At 75.1% G+C, this 21360-nt stretch carries 22 protein-coding genes; 9 read left to right on the forward strand and 13 right to left on the reverse strand.

Going from position 1 to position 21360, the window contains the following annotated elements; translation table 11 throughout:
• Positions 1–9 precede the first annotated feature (9 nt).
• Both ACGRHY_RS15715 and ACGRHY_RS15720 read left to right on the forward strand, forming a co-directional pair.
• Positions 10–1032, forward strand: a complete 1023-nt coding sequence (locus ACGRHY_RS15715) for a hypothetical protein (protein WP_394635959.1) — start codon at positions 10–12, stop codon at positions 1030–1032.
• A gap of 28 nt (positions 1033–1060) precedes the next feature.
• Positions 1061–1480, forward strand: coding sequence for a hypothetical protein (locus tag ACGRHY_RS15720; RefSeq protein ID WP_394635960.1), 420 nt, complete (start codon positions 1061–1063; stop codon positions 1478–1480).
• 68 nt (positions 1481–1548) lie between these two features.
• Here ACGRHY_RS15720 and ACGRHY_RS15725 read toward each other — a convergent pair whose 3' ends face one another.
• The 4 genes from ACGRHY_RS15725 to ACGRHY_RS15740 are packed head-to-tail and all read right to left on the reverse strand — an operon-like array spanning position 1549 to position 5568.
• Complete coding sequence (locus ACGRHY_RS15725) at positions 1549–2523, reverse strand: ABC transporter substrate-binding protein (protein ID WP_394635961.1); 975 nt, start codon at positions 2521–2523, stop codon at positions 1549–1551.
• Positions 2520–3416: an ABC transporter ATP-binding protein gene (locus ACGRHY_RS15730; RefSeq protein WP_394635962.1), complete on the reverse strand. Its 897-nt coding sequence runs from the start codon at positions 3414–3416 to the stop codon at positions 2520–2522. The genes ACGRHY_RS15725 and ACGRHY_RS15730 overlap by 4 nt, the downstream gene beginning before the upstream one ends.
• Positions 3413–4510 carry a FecCD family ABC transporter permease gene (locus ACGRHY_RS15735; RefSeq protein ID WP_394635963.1) on the reverse strand — a complete coding sequence of 366 codons (1098 nt, stop codon included), beginning with the start codon at positions 4508–4510 and terminating at the stop codon, positions 3413–3415. The genes ACGRHY_RS15730 and ACGRHY_RS15735 overlap by 4 nt, the downstream gene beginning before the upstream one ends.
• Positions 4507–5568 (reverse strand): FecCD family ABC transporter permease, encoded by a 1062-nt coding sequence (locus ACGRHY_RS15740; RefSeq protein ID WP_394635964.1) that lies wholly within the window; start codon positions 5566–5568, stop codon positions 4507–4509. The genes ACGRHY_RS15735 and ACGRHY_RS15740 overlap by 4 nt, the downstream gene beginning before the upstream one ends.
• A 146-nt stretch (positions 5569–5714) precedes the next feature.
• On the opposite strand from ACGRHY_RS15740, the gene ACGRHY_RS15745 reads away from it, so the two are divergent.
• A complete protein-coding gene (locus ACGRHY_RS15745) occupies positions 5715–6338 on the forward strand; it encodes an HAD family hydrolase (RefSeq protein WP_394635965.1) in 624 nt (207 codons plus the stop codon).
• Positions 6339–6369: 31 nt separating this feature from the next.
• Here the strand turns inward: ACGRHY_RS15745 and ACGRHY_RS15750 are convergent, their stop codons facing one another.
• Positions 6370–6612: a hypothetical protein gene (locus ACGRHY_RS15750; RefSeq protein WP_394635966.1), complete on the reverse strand. Its 243-nt coding sequence runs from the start codon at positions 6610–6612 to the stop codon at positions 6370–6372.
• Between the two features lie 214 nt (positions 6613–6826).
• Between ACGRHY_RS15750 and ACGRHY_RS15755 the strand changes: the two genes are divergently transcribed.
• On the forward strand, positions 6827–7210 hold the full coding sequence (locus ACGRHY_RS15755) for a cold-shock protein (protein ID WP_394635967.1): 384 nt from the start codon (positions 6827–6829) through the stop codon (positions 7208–7210).
• Positions 7211–7239: 29 nt separating this feature from the next.
• On the opposite strand, the gene ACGRHY_RS15760 is transcribed toward ACGRHY_RS15755, so the two are convergent.
• Genes ACGRHY_RS15760 through ACGRHY_RS15775 form a run of 4 tightly spaced genes read right to left on the reverse strand, consistent with a single transcriptional unit; the run spans position 7240 to position 10824 of the window.
• The gene (locus ACGRHY_RS15760) at positions 7240–8124 is read right to left on the reverse strand and encodes a 1,4-dihydroxy-6-naphtoate synthase (protein ID WP_394635968.1); all 885 of its coding nucleotides are present in this window, start codon (positions 8122–8124) and stop codon (positions 7240–7242) included.
• A complete protein-coding gene (locus tag ACGRHY_RS15765) occupies positions 8105–8833 on the reverse strand; it encodes a futalosine hydrolase (protein WP_394638073.1) in 729 nt (242 codons plus the stop codon). The genes ACGRHY_RS15760 and ACGRHY_RS15765 overlap by 20 nt, the downstream gene beginning before the upstream one ends.
• Positions 8830–9333 (reverse strand): DUF2771 domain-containing protein, encoded by a 504-nt coding sequence (locus ACGRHY_RS15770; RefSeq protein WP_394635969.1) that lies wholly within the window; start codon positions 9331–9333, stop codon positions 8830–8832. Before ACGRHY_RS15770 ends, ACGRHY_RS15765 begins: the two co-directional genes overlap by 4 nt.
• Before the next feature lie 27 nt (positions 9334–9360).
• The gene (locus ACGRHY_RS15775) at positions 9361–10824 is read right to left on the reverse strand and encodes an MFS transporter (protein WP_394638074.1); all 1464 of its coding nucleotides are present in this window, start codon (positions 10822–10824) and stop codon (positions 9361–9363) included.
• Positions 10825–11088: 264 nt separating this feature from the next.
• Between ACGRHY_RS15775 and ACGRHY_RS15780 the strand changes: the two genes are divergently transcribed.
• Positions 11089–11988 carry a DUF3027 domain-containing protein gene (locus ACGRHY_RS15780; protein ID WP_394638075.1) on the forward strand — a complete coding sequence of 300 codons (900 nt, stop codon included), beginning with the start codon at positions 11089–11091 and terminating at the stop codon, positions 11986–11988.
• Between the two features lie 50 nt (positions 11989–12038).
• Here ACGRHY_RS15780 and pspAB read toward each other — a convergent pair whose 3' ends face one another.
• Positions 12039–12617: a PspA-associated protein PspAB gene (pspAB, locus tag ACGRHY_RS15785; RefSeq protein ID WP_394635970.1), complete on the reverse strand. Its 579-nt coding sequence runs from the start codon at positions 12615–12617 to the stop codon at positions 12039–12041.
• A 28-nt stretch (positions 12618–12645) separates the two neighbouring features.
• The gene (gene htpX, locus ACGRHY_RS15790) at positions 12646–13551 is read right to left on the reverse strand and encodes a zinc metalloprotease HtpX (protein ID WP_394635971.1); all 906 of its coding nucleotides are present in this window, start codon (positions 13549–13551) and stop codon (positions 12646–12648) included.
• A 339-nt stretch (positions 13552–13890) separates the two neighbouring features.
• Here htpX and ACGRHY_RS15795 point away from each other — a divergent pair, with 339 nt between their 5' ends.
• Positions 13891–17064, forward strand: a complete 3174-nt coding sequence (locus tag ACGRHY_RS15795) for a sacsin N-terminal ATP-binding-like domain-containing protein (RefSeq protein ID WP_394635972.1) — start codon at positions 13891–13893, stop codon at positions 17062–17064.
• 60 nt (positions 17065–17124) lie between these two features.
• On the opposite strand, the gene ACGRHY_RS15800 is transcribed toward ACGRHY_RS15795, so the two are convergent.
• On the reverse strand, positions 17125–17868 hold the full coding sequence (locus ACGRHY_RS15800) for a class I SAM-dependent methyltransferase (RefSeq protein WP_394635973.1): 744 nt from the start codon (positions 17866–17868) through the stop codon (positions 17125–17127).
• A gap of 35 nt (positions 17869–17903) precedes the next feature.
• Complete coding sequence (locus ACGRHY_RS15805; protein WP_394635974.1) at positions 17904–18443, reverse strand: NUDIX domain-containing protein; 540 nt, start codon at positions 18441–18443, stop codon at positions 17904–17906.
• A 263-nt stretch (positions 18444–18706) separates the two neighbouring features.
• Between ACGRHY_RS15805 and ACGRHY_RS15810 the strand changes: the two genes are divergently transcribed.
• The 3 genes from ACGRHY_RS15810 to ACGRHY_RS15820 all read left to right on the forward strand — a co-directional run bounded on the left by ACGRHY_RS15810 (position 18707) and on the right by ACGRHY_RS15820 (position 21215).
• Positions 18707–19699, forward strand: coding sequence for a hypothetical protein (locus ACGRHY_RS15810; protein WP_394635975.1), 993 nt, complete (start codon positions 18707–18709; stop codon positions 19697–19699).
• A 46-nt stretch (positions 19700–19745) separates the two neighbouring features.
• On the forward strand, positions 19746–20279 hold the full coding sequence (locus ACGRHY_RS15815; RefSeq protein ID WP_394635976.1) for a Uma2 family endonuclease: 534 nt from the start codon (positions 19746–19748) through the stop codon (positions 20277–20279).
• Between the two features lie 135 nt (positions 20280–20414).
• Positions 20415–21215, forward strand: coding sequence for a GNAT family N-acetyltransferase (locus ACGRHY_RS15820; protein ID WP_394635977.1), 801 nt, complete (start codon positions 20415–20417; stop codon positions 21213–21215).
• The last annotated feature ends 145 nt before the right edge of the window (positions 21216–21360 follow it).

Genomic DNA, 21360 nt, shown 5'->3' on the forward strand with positions numbered 1-21360 from the left:
AGGTGTCGGGTGGGGATCGAGAGTGAACAGCTGGTCTTCGACTATCTGAGCCGGATCGGCGATCTGGCGCACGGCACGGCCATGACGGCCGCCGAGCGGGCGCGTCTGGTGGCCGGGGTGCGCGCCGACATCGAGCGACGCCGTGCCGAGGCGGGCGGCGCGCACACCGCGGCCGGGGTGCGCCGGATCCTGGACGGCATCGGGCGGCCGGAGGATGTGGTCGAGGGCACGGGTGTCTCCGTGCCGCAGCCCAGGGAGCACGGGCCGGTGGAGCACGGGCCGGTGCGGGGGACCCCGCGGGGCGGGCGGGCACCGCGGGACGGCGGCCCGCCGCCGAAGCAGTCGTCCGCCGCCTCGCCGCCCCATCTCGCGCCCGCCCACGAGCTGGGCCCTGAGGAGAGCGACCCCGACTGGTGGCGCGGGGGGCCGGGCGCCCCCCGGTACGCGCCGGGCGGCCGGCTGCCGGTCGGCGGCTTCGACGGCGGGATCGAACTGCCGGAGGTGCTCGAGCGGCCACCGGAGAAGGAGAAGGAGGAGCGGCGGCAGGCGGAGGCGGCGCAGGCCGCCGACGCCGACGCGGTCGACGAGACCCCGGCCGCGCCCGGGGGGATCCGTTGGGCGCGCCTGCCGCGCCCGCTGCGCCCGCGCACGGCGAAGGCGGCGGGCGGCGCACCGCGTACGGCCCGCGTGTCGCGCGTCGGCGGTGCCGTGGAGCTGGCGGCCGTCGCCCTGCTGGTGGCGGGCGCGGTGATGGGTTCGCTGATTCCGCTGGGACTGGGCTGGCTGGCCGCCTGGTGGTCGCCACGGCTGAGCCGCCAGGAGGCCAAGTGGGCGGTGACGTTCGTGCCCGGTACGGTCGCCGCCGCCGGGCTGGTGTGGCTGTGGGGCCGCACCGAGGGCCGCTGGGGGGAGCCGATGGCCGAGGGCGCGCTGGGCGAGGCGATCACCGCCTCCTGGCCCTGGGCGCTGCGCGCCGCGGCCGTCGCCAGCGCCCTCTACCTGCTGTGGCGGGCGCGGCGGCCGAGGGGATAGGGGGAGAAGAGAAGACGGGGGAGAAGCGTTGGAGGAGTTCCCGGGCCTTCTCTTCACCCTGCTGAGCGCCGGCCTCGGGTTCATGGGGGTGAAACTCCTGGTGCCGCTTGTGCGGAACGGCAGGTTCGCCAGAAGGGGGACCGGCGTCCGTACGGTGGGCGAGTGCGTGAACGTGCGCTGGACATCGGGCGGCTGGGTGTCCAGCCTCATCGCCTATGAGGACGAGGACGGCGAGCGGCGCCTCGCGTCGGCCGGCGCCCACCCGGTCACACCCATCCACATCGGGGAGTCCGCCGAGGTCCGCTACGACCCGCGTGGCAGAGCGAAGAAGGAGGCGGTGAACGGCGAGATGCCGCCCAGGAACGTGTATGTCCTCGGCCTGGTGCCGATCGGCGTCAGCCTGGCCTTCGGTGCCATCGGGATCCACTACCCGTCGATAGCGGTCTGAGACCTGAGATCTGAGGAGAGGGCCGTCCGCCGACCGGCCGGGGCGCACGGCCGGCGGACGGGCGCGCGTCAGCCCTCGGAGCCGCCGGAACCCTTGGGCAGCAGTTCCTTCATCTCCTCCAGGATCGTGTCTGCGGCCGTGTAGCCGATGCCCTGGATCCAGGTCTCGTCGTCCACGCGGTGGGCGCGGCCGTTCTCCACCGCCTCCATGCTCTTCCACAGCGCGCCGCCGACGGCCCTGCCCTCGCCGGACTTCGCCGGGTCGCCGTAGGAGGTGTAGAAGACGACGTCCGCGTCGCCCTGGTCGACCTTCTCGGGGCTGACGTCGACCGAGAAGCCGTCGGGGGCCTTGTCGGCGATGGCCGGGCGGCTCACTCCGATGTCGGCGAGGATGGAGCCGATGTAGTTCTGTCTGCCGTAGACGCGGGTGTCGGCGCCCTCGACGAAGCGGACGACGCTCACCGTCAGCTCCCGTGCCTTCTTCCGGCCGCCGAGCGCCTCGGTGACCCCGGCCGCCTTCGCCTCGTAGGCGTCGACGACCTTCTCCGCCTCGTCCTGCCGGTTGAGGGCGTTGGCGTGGACCAGGAAGTTCTCCTTCCAGGGCGCGCCGGTGGACTCGGTGAAGACGGTCGGGGCGATCTTCGACAGCTCGTCGTAGCGGTCCTTGTCGCGGATGTCGCTGCCCAGGATCAGGTCCGGCTTGAGCGCCGCGATCCTCTCCAGGTTGGGCGCGGCGATGTTGCCGACGTTCTCGATGCCCTCGACCTTCTCCTCCGGCAGGTACTTCAGGAAGCCGGAGGCCACGTCGGAGCGGGTGGAGCCGACGGGCTTGACGCCCAGCGTTATGGCCGAGTCCAGCTCGGCGGTGTCGAGGACGACCACGCGCTCGGGCCCGGCGGGGACCTCGACCTCCCCGTGGGCGGTCATGACCGTCCGGGTCTCCCCGGAGGCGGCGCTGCCCTCCCCGCCGCAGGCGGACAGGGCGAGGACGGAGGCCAGCGCGGTGGCGCCGGCGGCGGTCGTACGGCGGCGGGTGAGGGTCATGGTGTCGCCTTCTTTCGCGTGCTGACGGGGACGGTGGCGGGGGCGGCAGCGGAAGCGGGCGCGCCGGGGACGACGAGTGGGCCGCCCGTCACCGGGTCAGGCACCACCACGGCCTCCAGGCCGAAGACCTCGCGGACCAGATCGGCGGTGACGGCCCGGCCCGGCGGCCCCTGCGCGACGATCCGGCCCCCGCGCATCGCGACGAGGTGGTCGGCGTAGCGGGCGGCCTGGTTGAGGTCGTGCAGGACCATCACGACCGTGCGGCCCCGCTCCCGGTTGAGCCGCCGCACCAGGTCGAGGACCTCCACCTGGTGGGCGATGTCGAGGTACGTCGTCGGCTCGTCGAGCAGGAGCAGCTCGGTCTCCTGGGCGAGCGCCATGGCGATCCACACGCGCTGCCGCTGGCCGCCCGACAGCTCGTCCACGGCCCGGTCGGCCAGCTCGGTGACGCCGGTGCTGTCCATGGCGTCGGTGACGGCCCGCTCGTCGGCCTCCGACCACTGCTGCCACCAGCGCTGGTGGGGCTGGCGGCCCCGGGCGACGAGGTCGCCGACGGTGATCGCCTCGGGCGCGACCGGCGCCTGGGGGAGCAGCCCGAGGGAGCGGGCGACCGCGCGGGTGGGTACGCGGTCCAGCTCCCGGCCGTCCAGCAGCACCGCGCCGTGCCGGGGCCGCAGCAGCCGGCCCAGCGCCCGCAGCAGGGTGGACTTGCCGCACGCGTTGGGGCCGACGACGACGGTGACGCGGCCGTCGGGCACGTCGAGGTCGAGGCCGTCGACGACCGTGCGGCTCTCGTAGGCGAGGGTCAGACCGCGGGCCGACAGCCGGCTCGCGGGCGCGTCGGGCTTGTCCGGTCCGTCGGCCGCCGTGGACGTGGTGGTGGTGTCCGTCATGGTCCTCCTCCGGTGCGGCCGCGGGCGATCAGCCAGACGAGGTAGGGCGCCCCGATCGCCGCCGTCAGTACTCCGACCGGCAGCTCCACCGGCGCCAGGAGCCTGCGGGCCAGCAGGTCGCCGAGGGTGACGGTGAAGGCGCCCAGCAGGGCCGTGGCGAGCAGCGGGATCTGCGCGGTGCGCGTCAGCCGGCGGGCGATCTGCGGGGAGAGCAGCGCCACGAAGTCCACCGGTCCGGCCGCGCCGGTGGCCACCGAGGCCAGGACGACGCCGGTGGCGGCCAGCCCCAGCCGGACGCGGCCCAGCCGCACCCCCAGGGCGGTGGCGGTGTCGTCGTCCAGTGCCGCCTGCCGCTGGGCGCGGGCGCACCACAGCACGGCGGGCAGCACGGCCAGCAGAGCCCAGCCCAGGGGCGCGGCCTGTTCCCAGCCGCGCCCGTTGAGCGAGCCGGTCAGCCACACCTGGGCCTGCTGGGCGGCGAGGAAGTCGCCCTTGGTCATGAACAGCTGGGTGAGCGAGCGCAGCGCGACGGAGAAGCCCAGGCCGATCAGGACGAAGCGGGCCGCACTGAGGCCGCGCCGCCAGGCGAAGACGTAGACCAGCGCGGCGGCGAGCGTCCCGCCCGCCACGGAGAGGTAGGGCAGCAGGGCGTACGAGGTCAGGCCGAAGGTCATCGCGCCGACGGTCACGGCGGCGGCGCCGTGGGTGACGCCGATGATCTCCGGGCTGGCCAGGGGGTTGCGGGCGACGGTCTGGACGAGCCCGCCCGCCACCCCGAGCGCGGCGCCCACCATCAGTCCGAGGACCACGCGCGGCAGCCGCAGCGTGCCCACGACCAGTTCCTGCGGCGACGGCAGCCCCAGCAGCACCCGCGCCACCTCGGTGGGCGCGGTGGCGGTCTCGCCGAGGCAGAGGGCCGCGACGACGGCCGCGGCCAGCGCGGCGGCGAGGGCGGCCGTGACCGTCGCGGACCGGCGGTGGACCAGGAACGAGGCGCGCCCGCGGCGCACCAGGCCGTACCCCGGGGGTCTGACGGGTGCCGCGCGGCCCGATACCTCGCGGGGCGTCTCGCTCACGGTGCCGGGCGCGGTCACGGCCCCGCCGCCTTCCCGGCCCGGCCGCGCACCAGCGCCACCAGGAACGGCACGCCGATCAGCGCCGTCATCACGCCCGCGGGCACCTCGCCCGGCGGCACCACGATCCGCCCGGCCACGTCCGACACCAGCAGCACCACCGGGCCCAGCAGCGCGGCCGTGGGCAGCAGCCGGCGGTGGTCGGAGCCGACGAGGGCGCGGGCCAGATGGGGGACGGCCAGCCCGACGAAGGCGATGGGGCCGGCGGCGGCGACCCCGGCGCCGGTCAGGACGGTGGCCCCGAGACCGCCGGTGATCCGTACGGCCGCGGTGTTCTGACCCAGGCCCCTGGCCATGTCCTCGCCCAGCGCCAGGGCGTCCAGACCGCGCGCGACGGCCACCACCAGCAGCGCGCCCGTCGCCAGGAACGGCCACACCTGCCCGATCACCTCCGTGCCGCGCCCGGCGACCGAGCCGACCTGCCAGAAGCGGAACTCGTCCAGGGCCGCGGCCCGCGTCGTCAGCACCCCCGCCACCACCGAGTACAGCAGCGCGTTGACGGCGGCCCCGGCCAGCGCCAGGCGTACCGGCGTCGCCCCCTCGCGGCCCCGCGCGGCGATCGCGTAGACGGCCGCCCCCGCCGCGCCCGCGCCGGCGAAGGCGAACCAGACGTATCCGGAGAGCGTGTGCACCCCGGCGAAGGCGATGGCCAGGACGACACCCAGTGCCGCGCCCTGGCTGACGCCGAGGATGCCGGGCTCGGCGATCGGGTTGCGGGTCAGGCCCTGCATCACACAGCCGGCCAGCCCGAGCGCGGCGCCGACCAGCACCGCCAGCAGGGTGCGCGGGGCGCGCATGGTCAGCACCACCTGGGCGGCGGGGCCGTCGCCGCCGTGCACCAGCGCCTCGTACACCGCGCCCGGTGCGATGGCGCGGCTGCCGACGGCCAGGCTCAGCAGCACGGCCAGGGCGAGGGCGGCCGAGACCGCGGCCACCGCACCCAGTCGGCGGGCCGCCCGCACGCGGCGCGGACCGGCCGCCGGCCGGCCGGGCGCGGCGGTTGCTGGGGCGGCGGGCATCTGCGACCTCGGTGGACGTGCGGGCGGACGGACGGGAACGGGACGCGACAGGAGACGGCCGGTTCCACGCCGTGGAGGGCACGGAACCGGCCAGCTCAGGTTAGGCGAGCCTAACCAACTATGTCACGGAGTGCACAATACGGGACATGACTTCTCGTACGGTGACGGTCGGCTTCGACCTGGACATGACGCTGATCGACTCCCGCCCCGGTATCCGGGCGACCTATCTGGCCCTGGCCGCCGAGACCGGCACGTACATCGACGCCGACCTCGCCGTCACCCGCCTCGGGCCGCCCCTGGAGGCCGAGCTGGCGCACTGGTTCCCCGAGGGGGCGATCGACGAGGTCGGTGCCCGCTACCGCGAGCTGTACGTGAGCCACGCCATCGAGCCGACCCTGCCCATGCCCGGCGCCCGGGAGGCGGTGGAGGCGGTCCGGCGGACGGGCGGCACGGCGATCGTGGTCACCGCCAAGCACGAGCCCAACGCCAAGCTCCACCTCGACCACCTGGGCATCGCGCCGGACGCGGTGATCGGCTGGCTGTGGGCGGAGGCCAAGGCGGAGGCGCTGGTCGATTACGGCGCCGGCGTCTACGTCGGGGACCACCTGGGCGACGTGCGAGGAGCGCGGGCGGCCGGGGCCCTGTCGGTGGCGGTGCCGACGGGCCCGTGCGGCGCGGCGGAGCTGAGGGAGGCGGGGGCCGATGTGGTGCTGGAGGACCTGACGGACTTCCCCGCCTGGCTGGAGGCGTACGCGGCGGCCTGGACCTGAACCGCCGGAGCCGTGTCCGCCGGAGCCGTGCCTACCGCCGGGCCGCCGAGCGCGCCTCGCGGCGCTGCACGGCGATCGACCGCAGCACCCCGGCGCCGGCGACGGCGAAGCCGACGCCCATCAGCATGCTGACGAGGTACGCGGCCGTGGGCAGCGGGTCGGAGCCGAGGAACAGGGGCGTGATGGTCGCGAGAGTGGCCACCGCGCCGACGACGAAGACGACGGCGCCGATGCGGACGAGCAGATCTCCCGCGCGGGACGTTTCACTGGTCACCAGGACAGGGTAGTTCCGTGTGAGGACATGCGCGGGACACGGGGGAGGCGGCCCGGGGCGTCTTGTCACCGGGGAGTGGATCATTAGTCTTGGTGACGGCGGGTCATACGGCCCGCCGCGGTCTTGTGCGGAACCGTTGCCTTTCAAGAAGTCGTTGTTTTCCCGACAGGTCGTAGCCCGGGCATCCGGACGAATTACGAGGACGAGGACAGACGTGCCTACCGGCAAGGTCAAGTGGTTCAACAGTGAGAAGGGTTTCGGCTTCCTCTCCCGCGACGACGGCGGTGACGTCTTCGTGCATTCGTCGGTGCTCCCGTCCGGGGTGACCGTGCTGCGGCCCGGCCAGCGCGTCGAGTTCGGGGTCGTCGCGGGCCAGCGCGGTGACCAGGCCCTCTCGGTCACCCTGCTGGACCCGGCCCCCTCCGTGGCCGCCGCCCAGCGCCGCAAGCCGGACGAGCTGGCGTCGATCGTGCAGGACCTCACCACCCTGCTGGACGGGGTCGCGCAGCAGCTCGAGCGGGGCCGCTACCCCGACCGCCAGCACGGCCACAAGATCGCGGGCATGCTCCGTATCGTGGCCGACCAGCTCGACGTCTGACCGGGCGCCCGGACGGGCCTGTAGGTGCTCTACACGAAGTCCAGCGCGCCGGGGCCCAGGGGCGGCACCAGCTCCTCGGCCGCGGCGCGCGTGAGCAGCCCGCGCACCGCCGCGTAGCCACTCTCGCCGAGGTCGGCGGTGAACTCGTTGACGTACAGCCCGATGTGCCGGTCCGCGACCGAGGGGTCCATCTCCTGGGCGTGCTCCAGCACGTAGGGCCGTGACGCCCGGGGGTCGTCCCACGCCATCCGCACCGAGGCGCGGGCCGCCTCGGCGAGCGCCCGCAGCGCCGGCGCGCCCAGCGAGCGCCTGGCGATGACCGCGCCCAGCGGAATCGGCAGCCCGGTGGTGTCCTCCCAGTACTCGCCCATGTCGGCGAGCCGGTGCAGGCCGTAGTCCCGGTAGGTGAAGCGGGCCTCGTGGATGACCAGCCCGGCGTCCACCCGGCCGTCGCGCACGGCGGGCATGATCTCGTGGAAGGGCAGCACGACGATCCTCCCGACCCCGCCCGGCACCCGTTCGGCCGCCCACAGCCGGAACAGCAGGTACGCCGTCGAGCGCTCGCTCGGCACCGCGACCGTCGCACCGCCCAGGCCGGCCTCGGTGCCCGGCTCACGGGTGAGCACCAGCGGGCCGCAGCCGTGCCCCAGGGCGCCGCCGCACGGCAGCAGCGCGTACTCGTCGAGCGCCCACGGAAGAACGGCGTAGGAGACCTTCAGCACATCCAGTTCGCCGCGCTCGGCCATGCCGTTGGTGACGTCGATGTCCGCGAACGTCACGTCCAGCTCCGGTGCCCCCGGCACCAGGCCGTGCGCCCAGGCGTGGAAGACGAAGGTGTCGTTGGGGCAGGGGGAGTGGGCGATCCGCAGCGGCCGCCCGGGCCCGTCGGTCCTGTCAGTCCTGGCGCCGGTCAAGGTCCCTCCAACCGTCGAGTACGGGCACGATCCTGCCGAAGGCCGCGGTCAGGGCGTCCAGCGCCTCCGCGAACCGCCAGGCGGCGCGGTCGCGCGGGCCCACCGCGTTGGAGACGGCGCGGACCTCCAGTACGGGGACCCCGCCGCAGGCCGCCGCGGCCTCCGCGACCCCGAAGCCCTCCATCGCCTCGGCCAGCGCGCCCGGGTGCCGGCGCGCCAGCAGCGCGGCCCGCTCGGCGGTGCCGGTGGCCGTGGAGACCGTCAGCACCGGGCCCAGGGTCGCCTCGGCCGCCTCGGCGACGGCCCGCGACAGCGCCTCGGGCGGCAGGTGGACGGTGGTGCCGAAGCCCAGTTCGGCCACCGAGGCGAAGGGCTCGGGTCCGGCCGGGGTCTCGGCGCCCAGGTCCGCGGCGACGATCTCGGAGGCGACGGCCACCGAGCCGACCGGGGCCAGCGGGACGAAGCCGCCGCCGATGCCCGCCGATACCACCAGGCCGTACGGGCGGCCCCGCACCGAGCCCCGCTCCAGCGCCACGGCGGTACGGGCCGCCGCGGCGGCGGGCCCGGCGCCCGCGGCCAGCACGTCGATGCCGGCGGGGGCGCAGGCGACCGCCACCGCGTCACGCTCGGCGGGCACGGCCGTGACGACCAGGACCGGCGCGGTCCGTACAGCGGGTGCGGCGGTGCGGCGGGACGGTGCGGGGCTCAGTCTTCGCTCTCGCGCTCGAGCTCGAAGTTCCACACGCCCCGGTAGTCGCTGCCGTCGTACTCGACGAGGCTCAGCTGCACCGACTGCGGTTCGCCGCCCTGCTGGCCGCCGCCGTTCTGGAAGAAGGCGTCACCGGAGAAGCTGCGGTAGGTCTTGGTGATCCGGTCCGTCACCGCGGGCTGGCCGTTGAGGAACAGCACCCAGCCGTCCTCGGCGATCTCGGGGTCCACGCCGATGCGCAGCAGGTCGCCCTGGCCGACGGTGATGGAGGTGTCGGTCTCCTCCTTGGCGCAGGACAGCACCCTGTCCTGCGAGATCTTGCCGTTGTCCTCGTAGCAGGCGGCTTCCGTGGACACACTGTCGGAACCGACGGTCACGGTCGCTCGGGGAGTCGGCTTCTCGCAGGCGGAGAGGGCGACGAGCCCGAGGGTGGCCGCACCGATGGCTACGGCAGTGCGGATGGTGCGGCTGCCCTTGCCCCGGGAGATCGTGTGGGTCATAGCACGCAGGCTACCCGGCGGTTCCGCTCAGGCGACGCGCGGGTGGGCCGTGCCGTGCCGCGCGGCCGACAGCAGGGGCCGGACGGTGGCGAGCGCGCCCACCGCCACGATCACCCCGGCCACCCCCATGCCGACCGGCCCGATCAGCGGCAGCGCGATGCCGACGGCGCCGCCGGCCACCCACGACATCTGCATCAGCGTCTCGGAGCGGGCGAAGGCGGAGGTGCGCACCAGCTCCGGCACGTCCCGCTGGATCAGCGCGTCCAGCGACAGCTTGCCCAGCGCCTGCGCCAGTCCGGCGACGGCCGCGACGACGGGTACGGTGACCGTGCCGTAGAGCACCGCCGCCACCACGGTGGCGGTCAGGGCCAGCGCCAGCACCGAAGCGATGATCATCTCCGGGACGCGGTCGCGCAGCCAGGCGCCCAGCGCCGTGCCCAGCGCGTTGCCGCCGCCCGCCGCCACGGCCACCACACCCAGCGAGACCACGGGGTCCAGACCGGCCAGGGGGTGCTCGCGCAGCATGAAGGCGAGGAAGAAGGTGAGGAAGCCGGAGAGGGCGCGCAGGGAGGAGTTGGCGACCAGGGCGTTGAACACGGAGGCGCCGACGGTGCGCAGGCCGGGCCGCCGGGGCTTGCCGCCGCCGCTGCCGTTCCCGTTGCGGCTCTTTCCCGCGGTGCCCCCGCCCCCGGCCTCCCCGGCGGTGCCGGCCGTGTCGGCGGTGCCGCTGCCGTCGCCGTCCTGGCTGTGCGCGGCCTCGTAGGCGGTCAGCAGGGCCCGCCGCTCACCCTTGGCGGAGTCCACCTTGTGGGGCAGCGAGAAGGACAGGAACGTGCCGATGACGAAGACGGTGAAGGCCCCGTACAGCGGCCAGGACGGCCCCAGGCTGTGCAGCGCGGCCCCGGCCGGGGCCGCCGCGCCGGTGGCCAGCAGCCCGGCGAGCGTCACCCGCGAGTTCGCCTTCACCAGCGAGATCCGGTGCGGCAGCAGCCGGGGCACGACCGCCGATCTCACCACCCCGTACGCCTTGGAGGCCACCAGCACCCCCAGCGCCGCCGGATACAGCTCCAGGCTGCCGGTGGCCACCGCCCCGGCCATGCTCAGCGCCAGCAGCGCCCGCCCCAGCATCGACCCGGCCATCGCGGCGCGGCGGCCGTGCGGGATGCGGTCCAGCAGCGGCCCGATGACCGGCGCGAGCAGTGCGAAGGGGGCCAGGGTGACGGCCAGGTAGAGCGCGACGCGCCCGCGCGCCTCGCCGGTGGGGACGGAGAAGAAGATCGTGGACGCCAGGGCGACGGTGATCATCATGTCGCCCGCGGAGTTCACCGCGTGCAGTTCGATGAGCTTGCCCAGCCCGGATTCGCCGGCGCCCTGGGCGTGGGTGGCCTTCCGGATGCGCCTGCCCAGCGCGCGGGGAGGCGTGTGTACGGCGCGGACGATCGCCCGCGCCGTACGTCGGAATCGCCCCTCTCCGTGCTGGGGCGTCCTCAAGGCAGCCACGTCGTCAGTGTGCCCCACCGCCCGCCGCCTAGCCCGGCTCCTTTCGGTTGAAGGTTTTGGCCGAAGGTGCGACGGCCGACGGCGTACGCGCGTGGGGTAGCGTGGGGGACAGTGCGCTCCGCCCGATGGGAACGCTTGGGTCCGGACGTCGCAGCGGTCCACCGGTCCGCTCCGTCCTCACCCGTCTGACCTGGGCGTACGGTAGGCGCACTCGCGAAACGGCGTAGGAGAGAATCGATTCTTGTGAGTGCTGCGATGCGAGGCCGTACCCCTGATCGCCTGTGCGCCGAGGCGGTTGAACTGGCTCGGGAGGCGGCTCGGGAGGCCGCGTTCCCCGGCCGGATCGGCGACCATCTGGGTGCCGTCGCCGACGGGGACCGCGTCGTCACGCACTTCTTCGAGTGCCTGGAGCCGGGCTACCGCGGCTGGCGCTGGGCCGCCACCGTCGCGCGGGCCTCGCGGGCGCGGGTGGTGACCGTCGACGAGACGGTGCTGCTGCCCGGCCCCGACGCGCTGCTCGCCCCCGAGTGGGTGCCCTGGAGCGAACGACTGCGCCCCGGCGACCTCGGCCCCGGTGACCTGCTGCCCACCGAGGCGGACGACCCGCGTCTGGAGCCCGGCTACACCGGCGGCGGCGAACCCCCCCCGCACGCGGCGGTCGTGGAGTCGGCCTGGGAGGAGGCCGGCGCCGGGGGACCGGCCGAGGCCGGGGACGCCGACACCGTCACCAGCGAGCCCGGCGAACTGCCCGGTGCCCCGGCACGCGGCAGTATCGCGGCGGTCGCCGAGGAGATCGGCATGGGCCGCCCCCGGGTCCTCTCCCGTCAGGGCCTGCACGACGCCGCCGACCGCTGGGAGGAGGAGTTCGGACCCAGGACGCCCACGGCGCAGGCGGCCCCCGCCTCCTGTACGAGCTGCGGCTTCCTGGTGCCGATGGCGGGCTCGCTGCGCCAGGCCTTCGGGGTGTGCGCCAACGAGTTCTCCCCGGCGGACGGCCGAGTGGTCTCCCTCGCCTTCGGCTGCGGCGGCCACTCGGAGGCGGCCGTCATGCCGAAGACACCGCGCCCGCCGTCGCCGGTGATCGACGAGACGAGGGTGGACGAGCTGCCCCTGGACGGCGCGGCGGACGACGCGGCGGACGACCCGGAGGCGTAGGACCCCGCCGTCGGGCCCGCCCCCGGCGGGAGTGCCGCGCCCCGGCTGCCTCACAGGCCCGGGGCGCCCCAGAGCGGGAACCAGCGGCTCAGGTCCGGTTCGATGTCCAGGTCGTCCTGGAGGGCCGCCCTGACCTGGAGCTCCAGCGGGTTGTCGCGCTTGCTGCCGGGCAGCGGGGCGAAGGGGTAGAAGGTGCCGCGCTTGTAGAGGTAGACCAGTGCGAGGGGCTGCCGGCCGTGAGTGCGGAAGGCGACCAGCGAGCACAGGAGCTGCGGGCCGAAACCGCTGTCCCGCAGCGTGGCGTTCACCGCGTGCAGGTCGTTGACCAGGGAGGGCAGCTCGTCGGGGGCGCGGCGGGAGAGCAGCCAGGAGTACCCGTAGCCGTCCTCGCTGAACTCCACCGTCCCGCCGCCGCGCCCGGAGTCCGCGCCCAGCAGGGCCCGTACCTCCTGCCGGATCCGCGTGAAGGCGCCGCCCTCGACGCTCGCGAAGCACACCGAGCCCGCCCCGGTGGGGGTCAGGCCCACGGCGGCCTGGAGGGTGATCGCCGCCGAGGGCAGGCCGAAGAGCCGGTCGAGGTCGGGCCGGACCGGCTTGCTCCGCCCGAACAGGACGTCCCACAGACCCATGGGCGACCCTCCTTCCCGGATCCGGTTCTCAGGGTGCCTCGCCGCCCAGTTGCTCGGAGATCTCCGCCAGCGCCTCCAGGCGGCGGTCCAGGCCGGGGTGGGTGGAGAACAGTCCGGCCACCGTGCTGCCGGCACCGAGGGCGGGGGTGAAGAAGAACGCGTTGAACGCCTGGGCCGTGCGCAGGTCCCGGGTGGGGATCCGGGCGATGTCGCCGCTGACCTTGGTCAGGGCCGAGGCCAGCGCGGAGGGCTTTCCGGTGAGCATGGCCGCGGCGCGGTCGGCGGCCAGCTCGCGGTAGCGGGACAGCGCCCGGATGAGCAGGAAGCTCAGGGCGTACACGACGGCGGAGACCAGCATGACCATCGCGAACACGGCGGCGGTGTTCTGGTCGCGGCGGCCCCCGCCGAACAGCTGGGAGTAGAAGGCGAAGCGGACGACCAGCCCGGCCAGCACCCCCAGGAACGAGGCGATGGTGATCACCGCCACGTCGCGGTGGGCGACGTGGGAGAGCTCGTGGGCGAGGACGCCCTCCAGTTCCTCGGTCTCCAGGCGCCGCGTCAGCCCCCTGGTCACGCAGACCACGGCGTGGTCCGCGTCGCGGCCGGTGGCGAACGCGTTGGGCAGGTCCATGCCGGACACGGCGACCCGCGGCTTCGGCATGTCCGCGGTGGCGCACAGCCGGTCGACCACCCCGTGCAGCCGTGGCTCCTCCTCCGGGGTGACCAGGCGGCCGCGCATCGCGTACAGGGCGATCCGGTCGGAGAACCAGAACTGCGCGCCCAGCAGGACGGCGGCGATGACGACGACCAGGACGAGGGAGTCGAGCAGCGCGATCAGCGCGGCGACGAATCCCACGTACAGCAGCCCGAGCAGGAACATCGTCAGCACCATGCGCCCGGTCAGGCGCCGGTCGGGCTCGAAGCGGCTGTGCATCACGCACCCGCCCCCGAAGTCCGGCCCTCGCCGGCAGCCCGGCCGGGCACCCTGCCGGACACCCCGCCGGGAGCCCGTACGACCGTCATGACCCTCACACCCATGGGGTCCTCCTGTCCGCCACGCTCCCGCCGACCGGGATCGTGGACCGAGACGCGGTTGCCTTACCTACCTGTATACCCCGATGTCGCGAATCGCCCCGTTTCGGCAGTGGACGGGGAACCGGCGCGCGCCGAGCGGCGGCCCGGCGCGCACCGGACGCGCCGGACGCAGTACCGTCGCCCGCAGACAGGCAATCGGACTCGTCCCGTGGCTGGACGTGGCGGAGGAGACGGACACGTGAGCGGCACGGTGCTGGTGCAGGGCACGGACGACGGAGCGGACCCCTTCGACACCGCCCGGCTGCGCCGCGGCGTACTCGACGCCTGGACGGCGTCCCCCGTGCGCTTCCGCGAGGACGCCAACGCCGAGGAGGACCTGGTCCTCGGCGGCTACCGCGACCGGCTGGTGGTCGAGCTGGCCCAGAACGCCGCCGACGCCGCCGCCCGCGCCGGTGTGCCCGGACGGCTGCGGCTCACCCTGCGCGGCAGGGTGCTGGTGGCCGCCAACACCGGAGCGCCCCTGGACGCGGCCGGTGTGGAGTCCCTGTCCACCCTGCGCGCCTCCGCCAAGCGCGACGACGAGACGGGAGGCGGCCCCGGGGAGAGCCCCGTCGGCCGCTTCGGCGTCGGTTTCGCCGCCGTCCTGGCCGTCAGCGACGAACCCGCGATCGTCTGCCGCACCGGCGGCGCCCGCTGGTCGCTGGCCGAGGCCCGCGAGACGGCCGCCGAGGCCGCCGCCCGCAACCCCGGCCTCGCCGACGAGCTGCGCCGCCGCGAGGGCCACGTACCGCTGCTGCGTCTGCCGATGCCCGCCCAGGGCACCGCCCCCCAGGGGTACGACACGGCCGTCGTGCTGCCGCTGCGCGACGGCGCCGCCGAGGAACTGGCCGCCCGGCTGCTCACCGCGGTCGACGACGCCCTGCTGCTCACCCTCCCCGGCCTGACCGAGGTCGTGATCGAGACCGACGGCGGGGTGCGGACGCTGACCCGCCGCCAGGACGGCGCGCATGTCGTGGTCGAGGACAGCGGCGCCGGCGGCACCGAGGGCGAGGGCGCCACCCGCTGGCGCGTGGCCACCGGCGCCGGGCGCACCGACCCCGCCCTGCTCGCCGACCGCCCCGTCGAGGAGCGGCGGCGGCCGTACTGGTCCGTCACCTGGGCCGTGCCCGTCGACGCCGACGGCGCCCCCGCCCCCGCCCGCACCGTGCCCGTCGTCCACGCCCCCACCCCCACCGACGAGCCGATCGGCCTGCCCGCACTGCTCATCGCCTCCTTCCCGCTGGACCCCTCCCGCCGCCACATCGCGCCCGGGCCGCTGGCGGACTTCCTGCTGGAGCGCGCCGCCGACGTCTACGCCACCCTGCTGCGCGACTGGCGGCCGGTCACGACCGGCGCCGTCGGCCTCGTCCCCGGCCCGCTGGGCAGGGCCGAACTCGACGGCGAACTGCGCCGCCTGGTGCTGGAGCGGCTGCGGCGCACCCCGTTCCTGGCGAGCGCCGCCACCGACGAAGGCGGCGAGCCCCACGCACTGCGCCCCGCCGACGCCGAGATCGCCGAGGGCGCCGGGGCCGGGACGGTCGCCGTCCTGGCCGAACTGTTCCCCGCCCTGCTGCCCGCCGGACTGGAACGCCGCACCGAACTGCGCACCCTCGGCGTCCCCCGGGTGCCGCTGGGCGAGCTGATCGACCGGCTGGCCGGCATCGAGCGCGCCCCCGGCTGGTGGCGGCGGCTGTACGACTCCCTCGCCGGCACCGACCCCGACCGGCTCACCGGCCTGCCCGTCCCCCTCGCCGACGGCCGTACCACCATCGGGCCGCGCCGGGTGCTGCTGCCGCTGCCCGGTACCACGGGCGCCGGCTCCCTCACCCGCCTCGGCCTGAAGGTCGCCCACCCCGACGCCGCCCACCCGCTGCTGGAGAAGCTGGGCGCCACCCCCGCCACACCCCGCGCGGTGCTCACCACCCCGCAGGTGAGGGCGGCCGTCGCCGCCTCGCTGGAGGCCGAGGAGAGCTGGTACGGCGACGAGGACGAGGACGGCGGCCCCCCGGACGCCGAGGAGCTGGCCGACACCGTCCTCGCCCTCGTCCGCGACGCGCGCCTCTCGCCCGGCGACGAGCCCTGGCTGGGCGCGCTCGCCCTCCCCGACGAGGACGGCGAACTCGCCCCGGCCGCCGAACTGGTCTTCCCCGGCAGCGCCTTCGAGCGCGTCGTCCGCGAGGGTGAACTGCCCGCCTGCGACGCCGGACTGGCCGAGCGGTGGGGCGAGGAGACCCTCGCCGCGGCCGGCGTGCTCGCCGACTTCGCCCTGGTGCGCGCCACCGACGTCGTCCTGGACCCGGACGAACTGGAGCCCCGCGACACCGACTTCCCCGAGCCCGACGACGCGGGCCTGGCGGACGCCGTCGACGTGTGGTGCGAGGACGTCCTCGACACCCTGCCCGAGACCTCCGTCCCGCCGGTGGTCTCCGAACTGCTCGCCGTACGCGACCTGGACCTCGTCGACGACGACCGCTGGCCGCAGGCCCTGCGGATGCTCTCCCGGCCCCCGCTGCGCGACGCGCTCACCACCCCGGTGCGCGTCCTGCTGCCGGACGGCACGGTCCAGACCGTCCGCCCCTACACCGCCTGGTGGCTGCGCGGCCACCCCGTCCTGGACGGCCGCCGCCCCGCCGGACTGCGCGCGCCGGGCGGCGACCCGCTGCTGGCGGGCCTGTACGAGGAGGCACCGGCCGCCACCGCCGGCCTGGACGAGCAGGTGCTGCGCGCCCTGGGCATCCGCACCTCCGCCGCCGCCCTGCTGGACGAGCCCGGCGGCGCCTCCGAGCTCCTGGGCCGCCTCGCCGACCCGGCCGCGCCCGTCACGCCCGCCCAACTCCACGGCCTGTACACCCTCCTGGCGGAGCTGGACCCGGACGAGGTCACGCTGCCGGACGAACTGCGTGCCGTGGCCGACGGCGAGGTACGGCTGGTGGACGCCGCCGACGCGCTGGTCGCCGACGCCCCCGACCTGCTGCCCCTGGCCACCGGCCGCCCGCTGCTGCCGGTACGCCCGACCCTGGCCGCCGCACTGGCCGCCGTCCTCGACGTACGCCGCCTGAGCGAGACCGTCGGCGCGGACCTGCCCGACCCGGAGGCCGGGGCGGGCGAGGTGCGCGAGGTGCCCGACGCGGTACGCGTCCTGCTGCCCGGCGCCCCGGCCACCTACGTCGAGCACGACGAACTCGTCGTCGCCGGCGTGGAACTGGACTGGCGGCTCACCCCCGACGGCGCCCTCCACGCCACCACCGTCGAGGGCGTCGCGGCCGGCCTGGCCTGGGCGGCCGGCCAGTGGCCGCGCCGCTTCGAGGCCGCGGCCCTGCTGGAGGACCCCTCCCGGGTCGCCGAACTGGCCCGCGACCGCTGGTTCGACTGACGCCCGGCCCCTGGGCCCCGGGCCGGCGGGGCCCTGGGGCCGCTCGCCCCGTCGGCTCCGTCAGCGCCGCGCGACGGTGACGATCTCCGGGCTGGAGTCCGTCAGCGGGCCCCGCGCCCAGTCCCCGTACCGCTCCACGACCCTCAGCCCGGCCCCGGCCAGGAGACCGTCGAGCGCGTCCGCGTCCCAGAACCGCAGTTCGCTGCGGCCGGCCCGCTCCCAGCCGGGGCCGGTGAAGGTCGTGGTGAAGCGGACGGCGCCGCCCGCCACCGGCTCCCGGACCTCGTGCGCGACCCGTACCGCCGCACCCGTGCCGTCCGCCACCCGGACCGCGTGCTCCGGCGTCCAGCGCTCCCACGGCCGGACCGCCGGGTTGCGGGTCTCGAACGCGAAGCGCCCGCCGCCCGTGAGCGCCGTCCGCACGGCGGCCAGGGCGGTACGCACCTCGTCGTCCCCCAGCAGCACCTGGAAGGCGTGCCCGGTCATCACCACCAGCTCGAACTCCCCCTTCCAGCGGGCCGATCCCAGATCCCCGAGCACCCACTCCACCTCGGCCCCCGACCGCGCCGCCTCCCGCCGTGCCCGGTCGAGCATCGCGGCGGCCGGATCGAGCCCGCACAGCCGCCCGCCGTGCCCGGCCTCCCGCGCGCGGCGCAGCAGCGCGCCCGTACCGCACCCGACGTCCAGCACCGAGGCGGCGGACATCACCAGCTCCAGGTGGAAGTCGTCACCCGGGCCCCACGGGTTGAGCGCGTCGTACAGGGCGGCGAGAGCGGGATCGGAGTAGGCGCGGTCGACCGACACCCCGGTCCCGCGCGCCGCGGGCCCCGGCCCGTCCGTCACGCCGGCCCGCCGAGGATCGGCTCGCTCAGCAGCAGGGCCGCCCGGCCGGTGCGGCGGGCCTCGGCGAGGGCGGCCAGCCGCCGGTAGCCCTCGGGCGTCATCAGCCGCTCCCAGACGGGCCAGTACTCCACCGCCCAGCGGTCGTGCTCCTCCGGGTCCAGCCGGATCGAGGCGATCTCCTCGTCGCTCAGCGTGCCGCCGTCGAAGCAGAAGCCGACCTTCGCCAGCGGCGCCTCGGCCGGATCGGAGCGGATGTAGTGCGCCAGCAGCAGCGGGCACGGGCCTTCGATCCGCAGCCCGGTCTCCTCGTACGTCTCCCGCACGGCCGCCTGGAACGGGTCCTCGCCCGGGTCCATGTTGCCGCCCGGGATCTGCCACACCCGCCCGCCGTACACCGAACGCAGCTGCACCGGCCGCCCGCGCACGTCGGTGAAGTACACGCAGGCGTAGACGGTGGCCTTGGGCAGGGTGGCCAGATACTCGGCCTGCGGCATCGGGAACGGCAGTCCGGCGGGCTCGTCACTGGTGGAGGTCATGCCCCTACTCCTACCGGATCCCGGGTTCCGGGACGCGGGATCCGAGCGCTCTATCGGTGGAACGGGTGGGTCGCAGACCCACCCGCCCTCCCTCTGTGAGTGAGGCCGCGAACAGGCGAGTTGACTTTTCGTGACCGGAGCGCCACGCTTCGGCGTGGCGATGCGGCGTTGCGTCCCGCACAAGCAACGGCCCCCGACAGGTGCTCGCAACACCTCCGGGGGCCTGACCAACGAGATCGACAAGCTAGAAGGAAACCGATCCCATGGCTGAGAGCCACTGTAGCTTTTCCGCGTCCTCCGGCGGGCATCCGATGGCCGTTTCCGGCTACGGAAAGCGGCACGTCCCCGCACAACGGCCGCGCCGCAAGGATGACTTCGCGGAGCTGAAGCCCCGGGCCGCGGCCGTCGCCGCGTACATCGACCGGTTGCCCGAGGGCGCCGACATCTCCATCAAGGCCCTGGCCGCGCGGCTGCCCTACGGCCAGCAGGCGGTCGGCACGGCGCTCCGGCAGATGTCGGCGGCCGGTCATCTCAGGCGGGTGCGGGAGCGTCCGCCGGGCTGCGGCCAGTGGGTGACGCGGACGTACTTCTCGCGTGTCCCACGCTCCGACACCTGGTGGGCGGGCTTCTTCGCGGAGGCGGAGTCCGCCGAACCGGCGGCCGTCCGGGAGACCGCCGGGAAGGCCGCTCCGGAGGAGGACGCCGCCCCGGAGCCGGACGGCGCACAGGAACGGCCGGAGCGACCGGAGCGGTCGCGGGCCTACGGGACGCTGGCGCGGCTGGGGGAGGCCGATCCGCGCATGGGCCTGTCGGCGGCCGACTGCGAGGAGTTGGCACCGCTGGTGGCCCAGTGGTTCGCCCGGGGTGCCGGGGAGCGGCAGGTGGTCGAGGCACTGACGGCAGGGTTGCCGGGCGAGGGCGTGCACTCGCCCCGCGCCGTGGCCGCCTGGCGGCTGGAGCACAAGATCCCGCCGCCCCAGCCGGTGCGCAGCCGCACCCTGCGGCTGGTGGAGTGCACGGTGTGCGGCGCGCCGGGCCGGCCGGAGGCCCTGCCCGGCGGACTGTGCCGGGAGTGCCGGGGCGGGGAGCGCCGCGACGGCTCCGGCGGCGCACAGGACGACGCACAGGCTGTGGACGTACGCCGCAAGGCCGACGCCGTACGCGCGGCCATGGCCCGAGGACGGCGCCGGGGCTCGCCGGACGAGCCACGTGCCTCCCGTGCGGGCGCTCTTCGCGGCACTGCTCTGGGCCGGTAGGCGTGAGAGGGGGCGCACCATGACGGCGCGGATGGAGGGCCCTGTGATGTCCGAGGAGATGCGGCGGTTCGAGGAGATCGACACCGCGTTCCCGGACCTCGGGGGCGAAGTGATCGACGGGGAAATCCACATCGACGCCGTGGTGACCAGCGCTCATGGACAGATGGTGCTCGCCATCGCCTCCCAGCTCATGCCCAGGTGGTGCGTGATGACCGAGGTCGACACCGTTTACGGGGGGTGGCACGGGAGGAGCCTTCTGCGTCCCGACGTGTCGGTGGCCGGCCCCTCCTACCGGGGGACCCGGCTCAAGCAGTTCCCGGCCGACGAACTGCTACTTGTCGCGGAGGTCGTCCCGGAGTCCAACCCCGAGAACGACCTGGACCGGAAGGTCGGGAAGTACGCGGTGGCCGGGATTCCGTACTACCTGGTCGTGAATCCGGTCAAGGGCGTCTGTCTGCTGCACTCCGAACCGGTCGGCGAACGCTACCGGGCGGTGCGTGAGAGCGAGTTCGGGGAACCGGTGCCGGTGGGCGAACCGATCGGCACTGTACTCGACACCTCGGCGCTGTACGCCTACTGAGCCGCGTGCTGCCGAAGACCCCCCGGATGGAGGAACCGGCCCGGGACGGGCGGTCCGGCCGACGGCCGCATGCTCCTGCCCGCAGCCGCCCGAACAGCCGGAAAACCGGTTGCGGGCGCTCGTAGAGTCGGAGCCGTGACGGATCTCGACGGCCTGCTCGCGGCCTACGACGAGCAGATGCGCAGACCACCCGCCAACCCTCCGGCCGGAGTACGGTACGAGCAGGACGGGCCGGTGGTGCGGATCGTCGGCGGACACCGCAGCTTCGTCGCCGCACTACGCGACACGGGGCTGCGCGGCGCCGAACTCGACGGGCTGATCGCCCGGCAGCGCGACTACTTCGCCGCGCGCGGCGAAGCGGTGGAGTGGAAGACACGCGGACACGACGAACCGGCCGACCTCACCGACCGCCTGCGCGCCGCGGGCTTCCTCCCCGAGGAGCGGGAGACGGTCGTCATCGGCCTCGCCCGCGAGATGTCCGCGCACCCGGTCCTGCCGGACGGCGTCGCCGTCCGCCGGGTCACCGCCGACGCCGACATGCGCCGCATCGCGGCCATGGAGTCCGCCGTCTGGGGCGAGGACCTCGGCTGGCTCGGTGACGACCTGATCGGGCGCGTCGCGGCGGCCCCCGAAGACATCGCCGTCCTGGTCGCCGAGGCGGGCGGCGAAGTGGTCTGCGCCGCCTGGCTGGTCTTTTATCCGGGCACCGAGTTCGCCTCACTGTGGGGAGGTTCGACGCTGCCCGCGTGGCGCGGCCGGGGCATCTACCGCGCCCTGGTCGCCGCCCGCGCGCAGCTCGCCGTGGCCCGGGGCGTCCGGTACCTCCAGGTGGACGCCTCCGACGACAGCGCCCCGATCCTGCGCAGGCTGGGCTTTCACGCGGTGACCACCACCACGCCCTACGTGTGGACGCCGCCGCACCCCCGGGCCGGCTGACCACCTGCCCGGCGCCCCTCGGCGCTGCCGAGCCATGGGAGCGGGCAAGGCGGCACGGAGTTGACGGCCGGCCGTGGGACAGGAGTGTTCCCCGCGAGGACTGGGCCGAGTGCGCTCGGATTCCGCGGCTGTTCCGTTCCGTCCC

The organism is Streptomyces shinuiensis, assembly GCF_043660855.1.
Classification (GTDB): domain Bacteria; phylum Actinomycetota; class Actinomycetes; order Streptomycetales; family Streptomycetaceae; genus Streptomyces.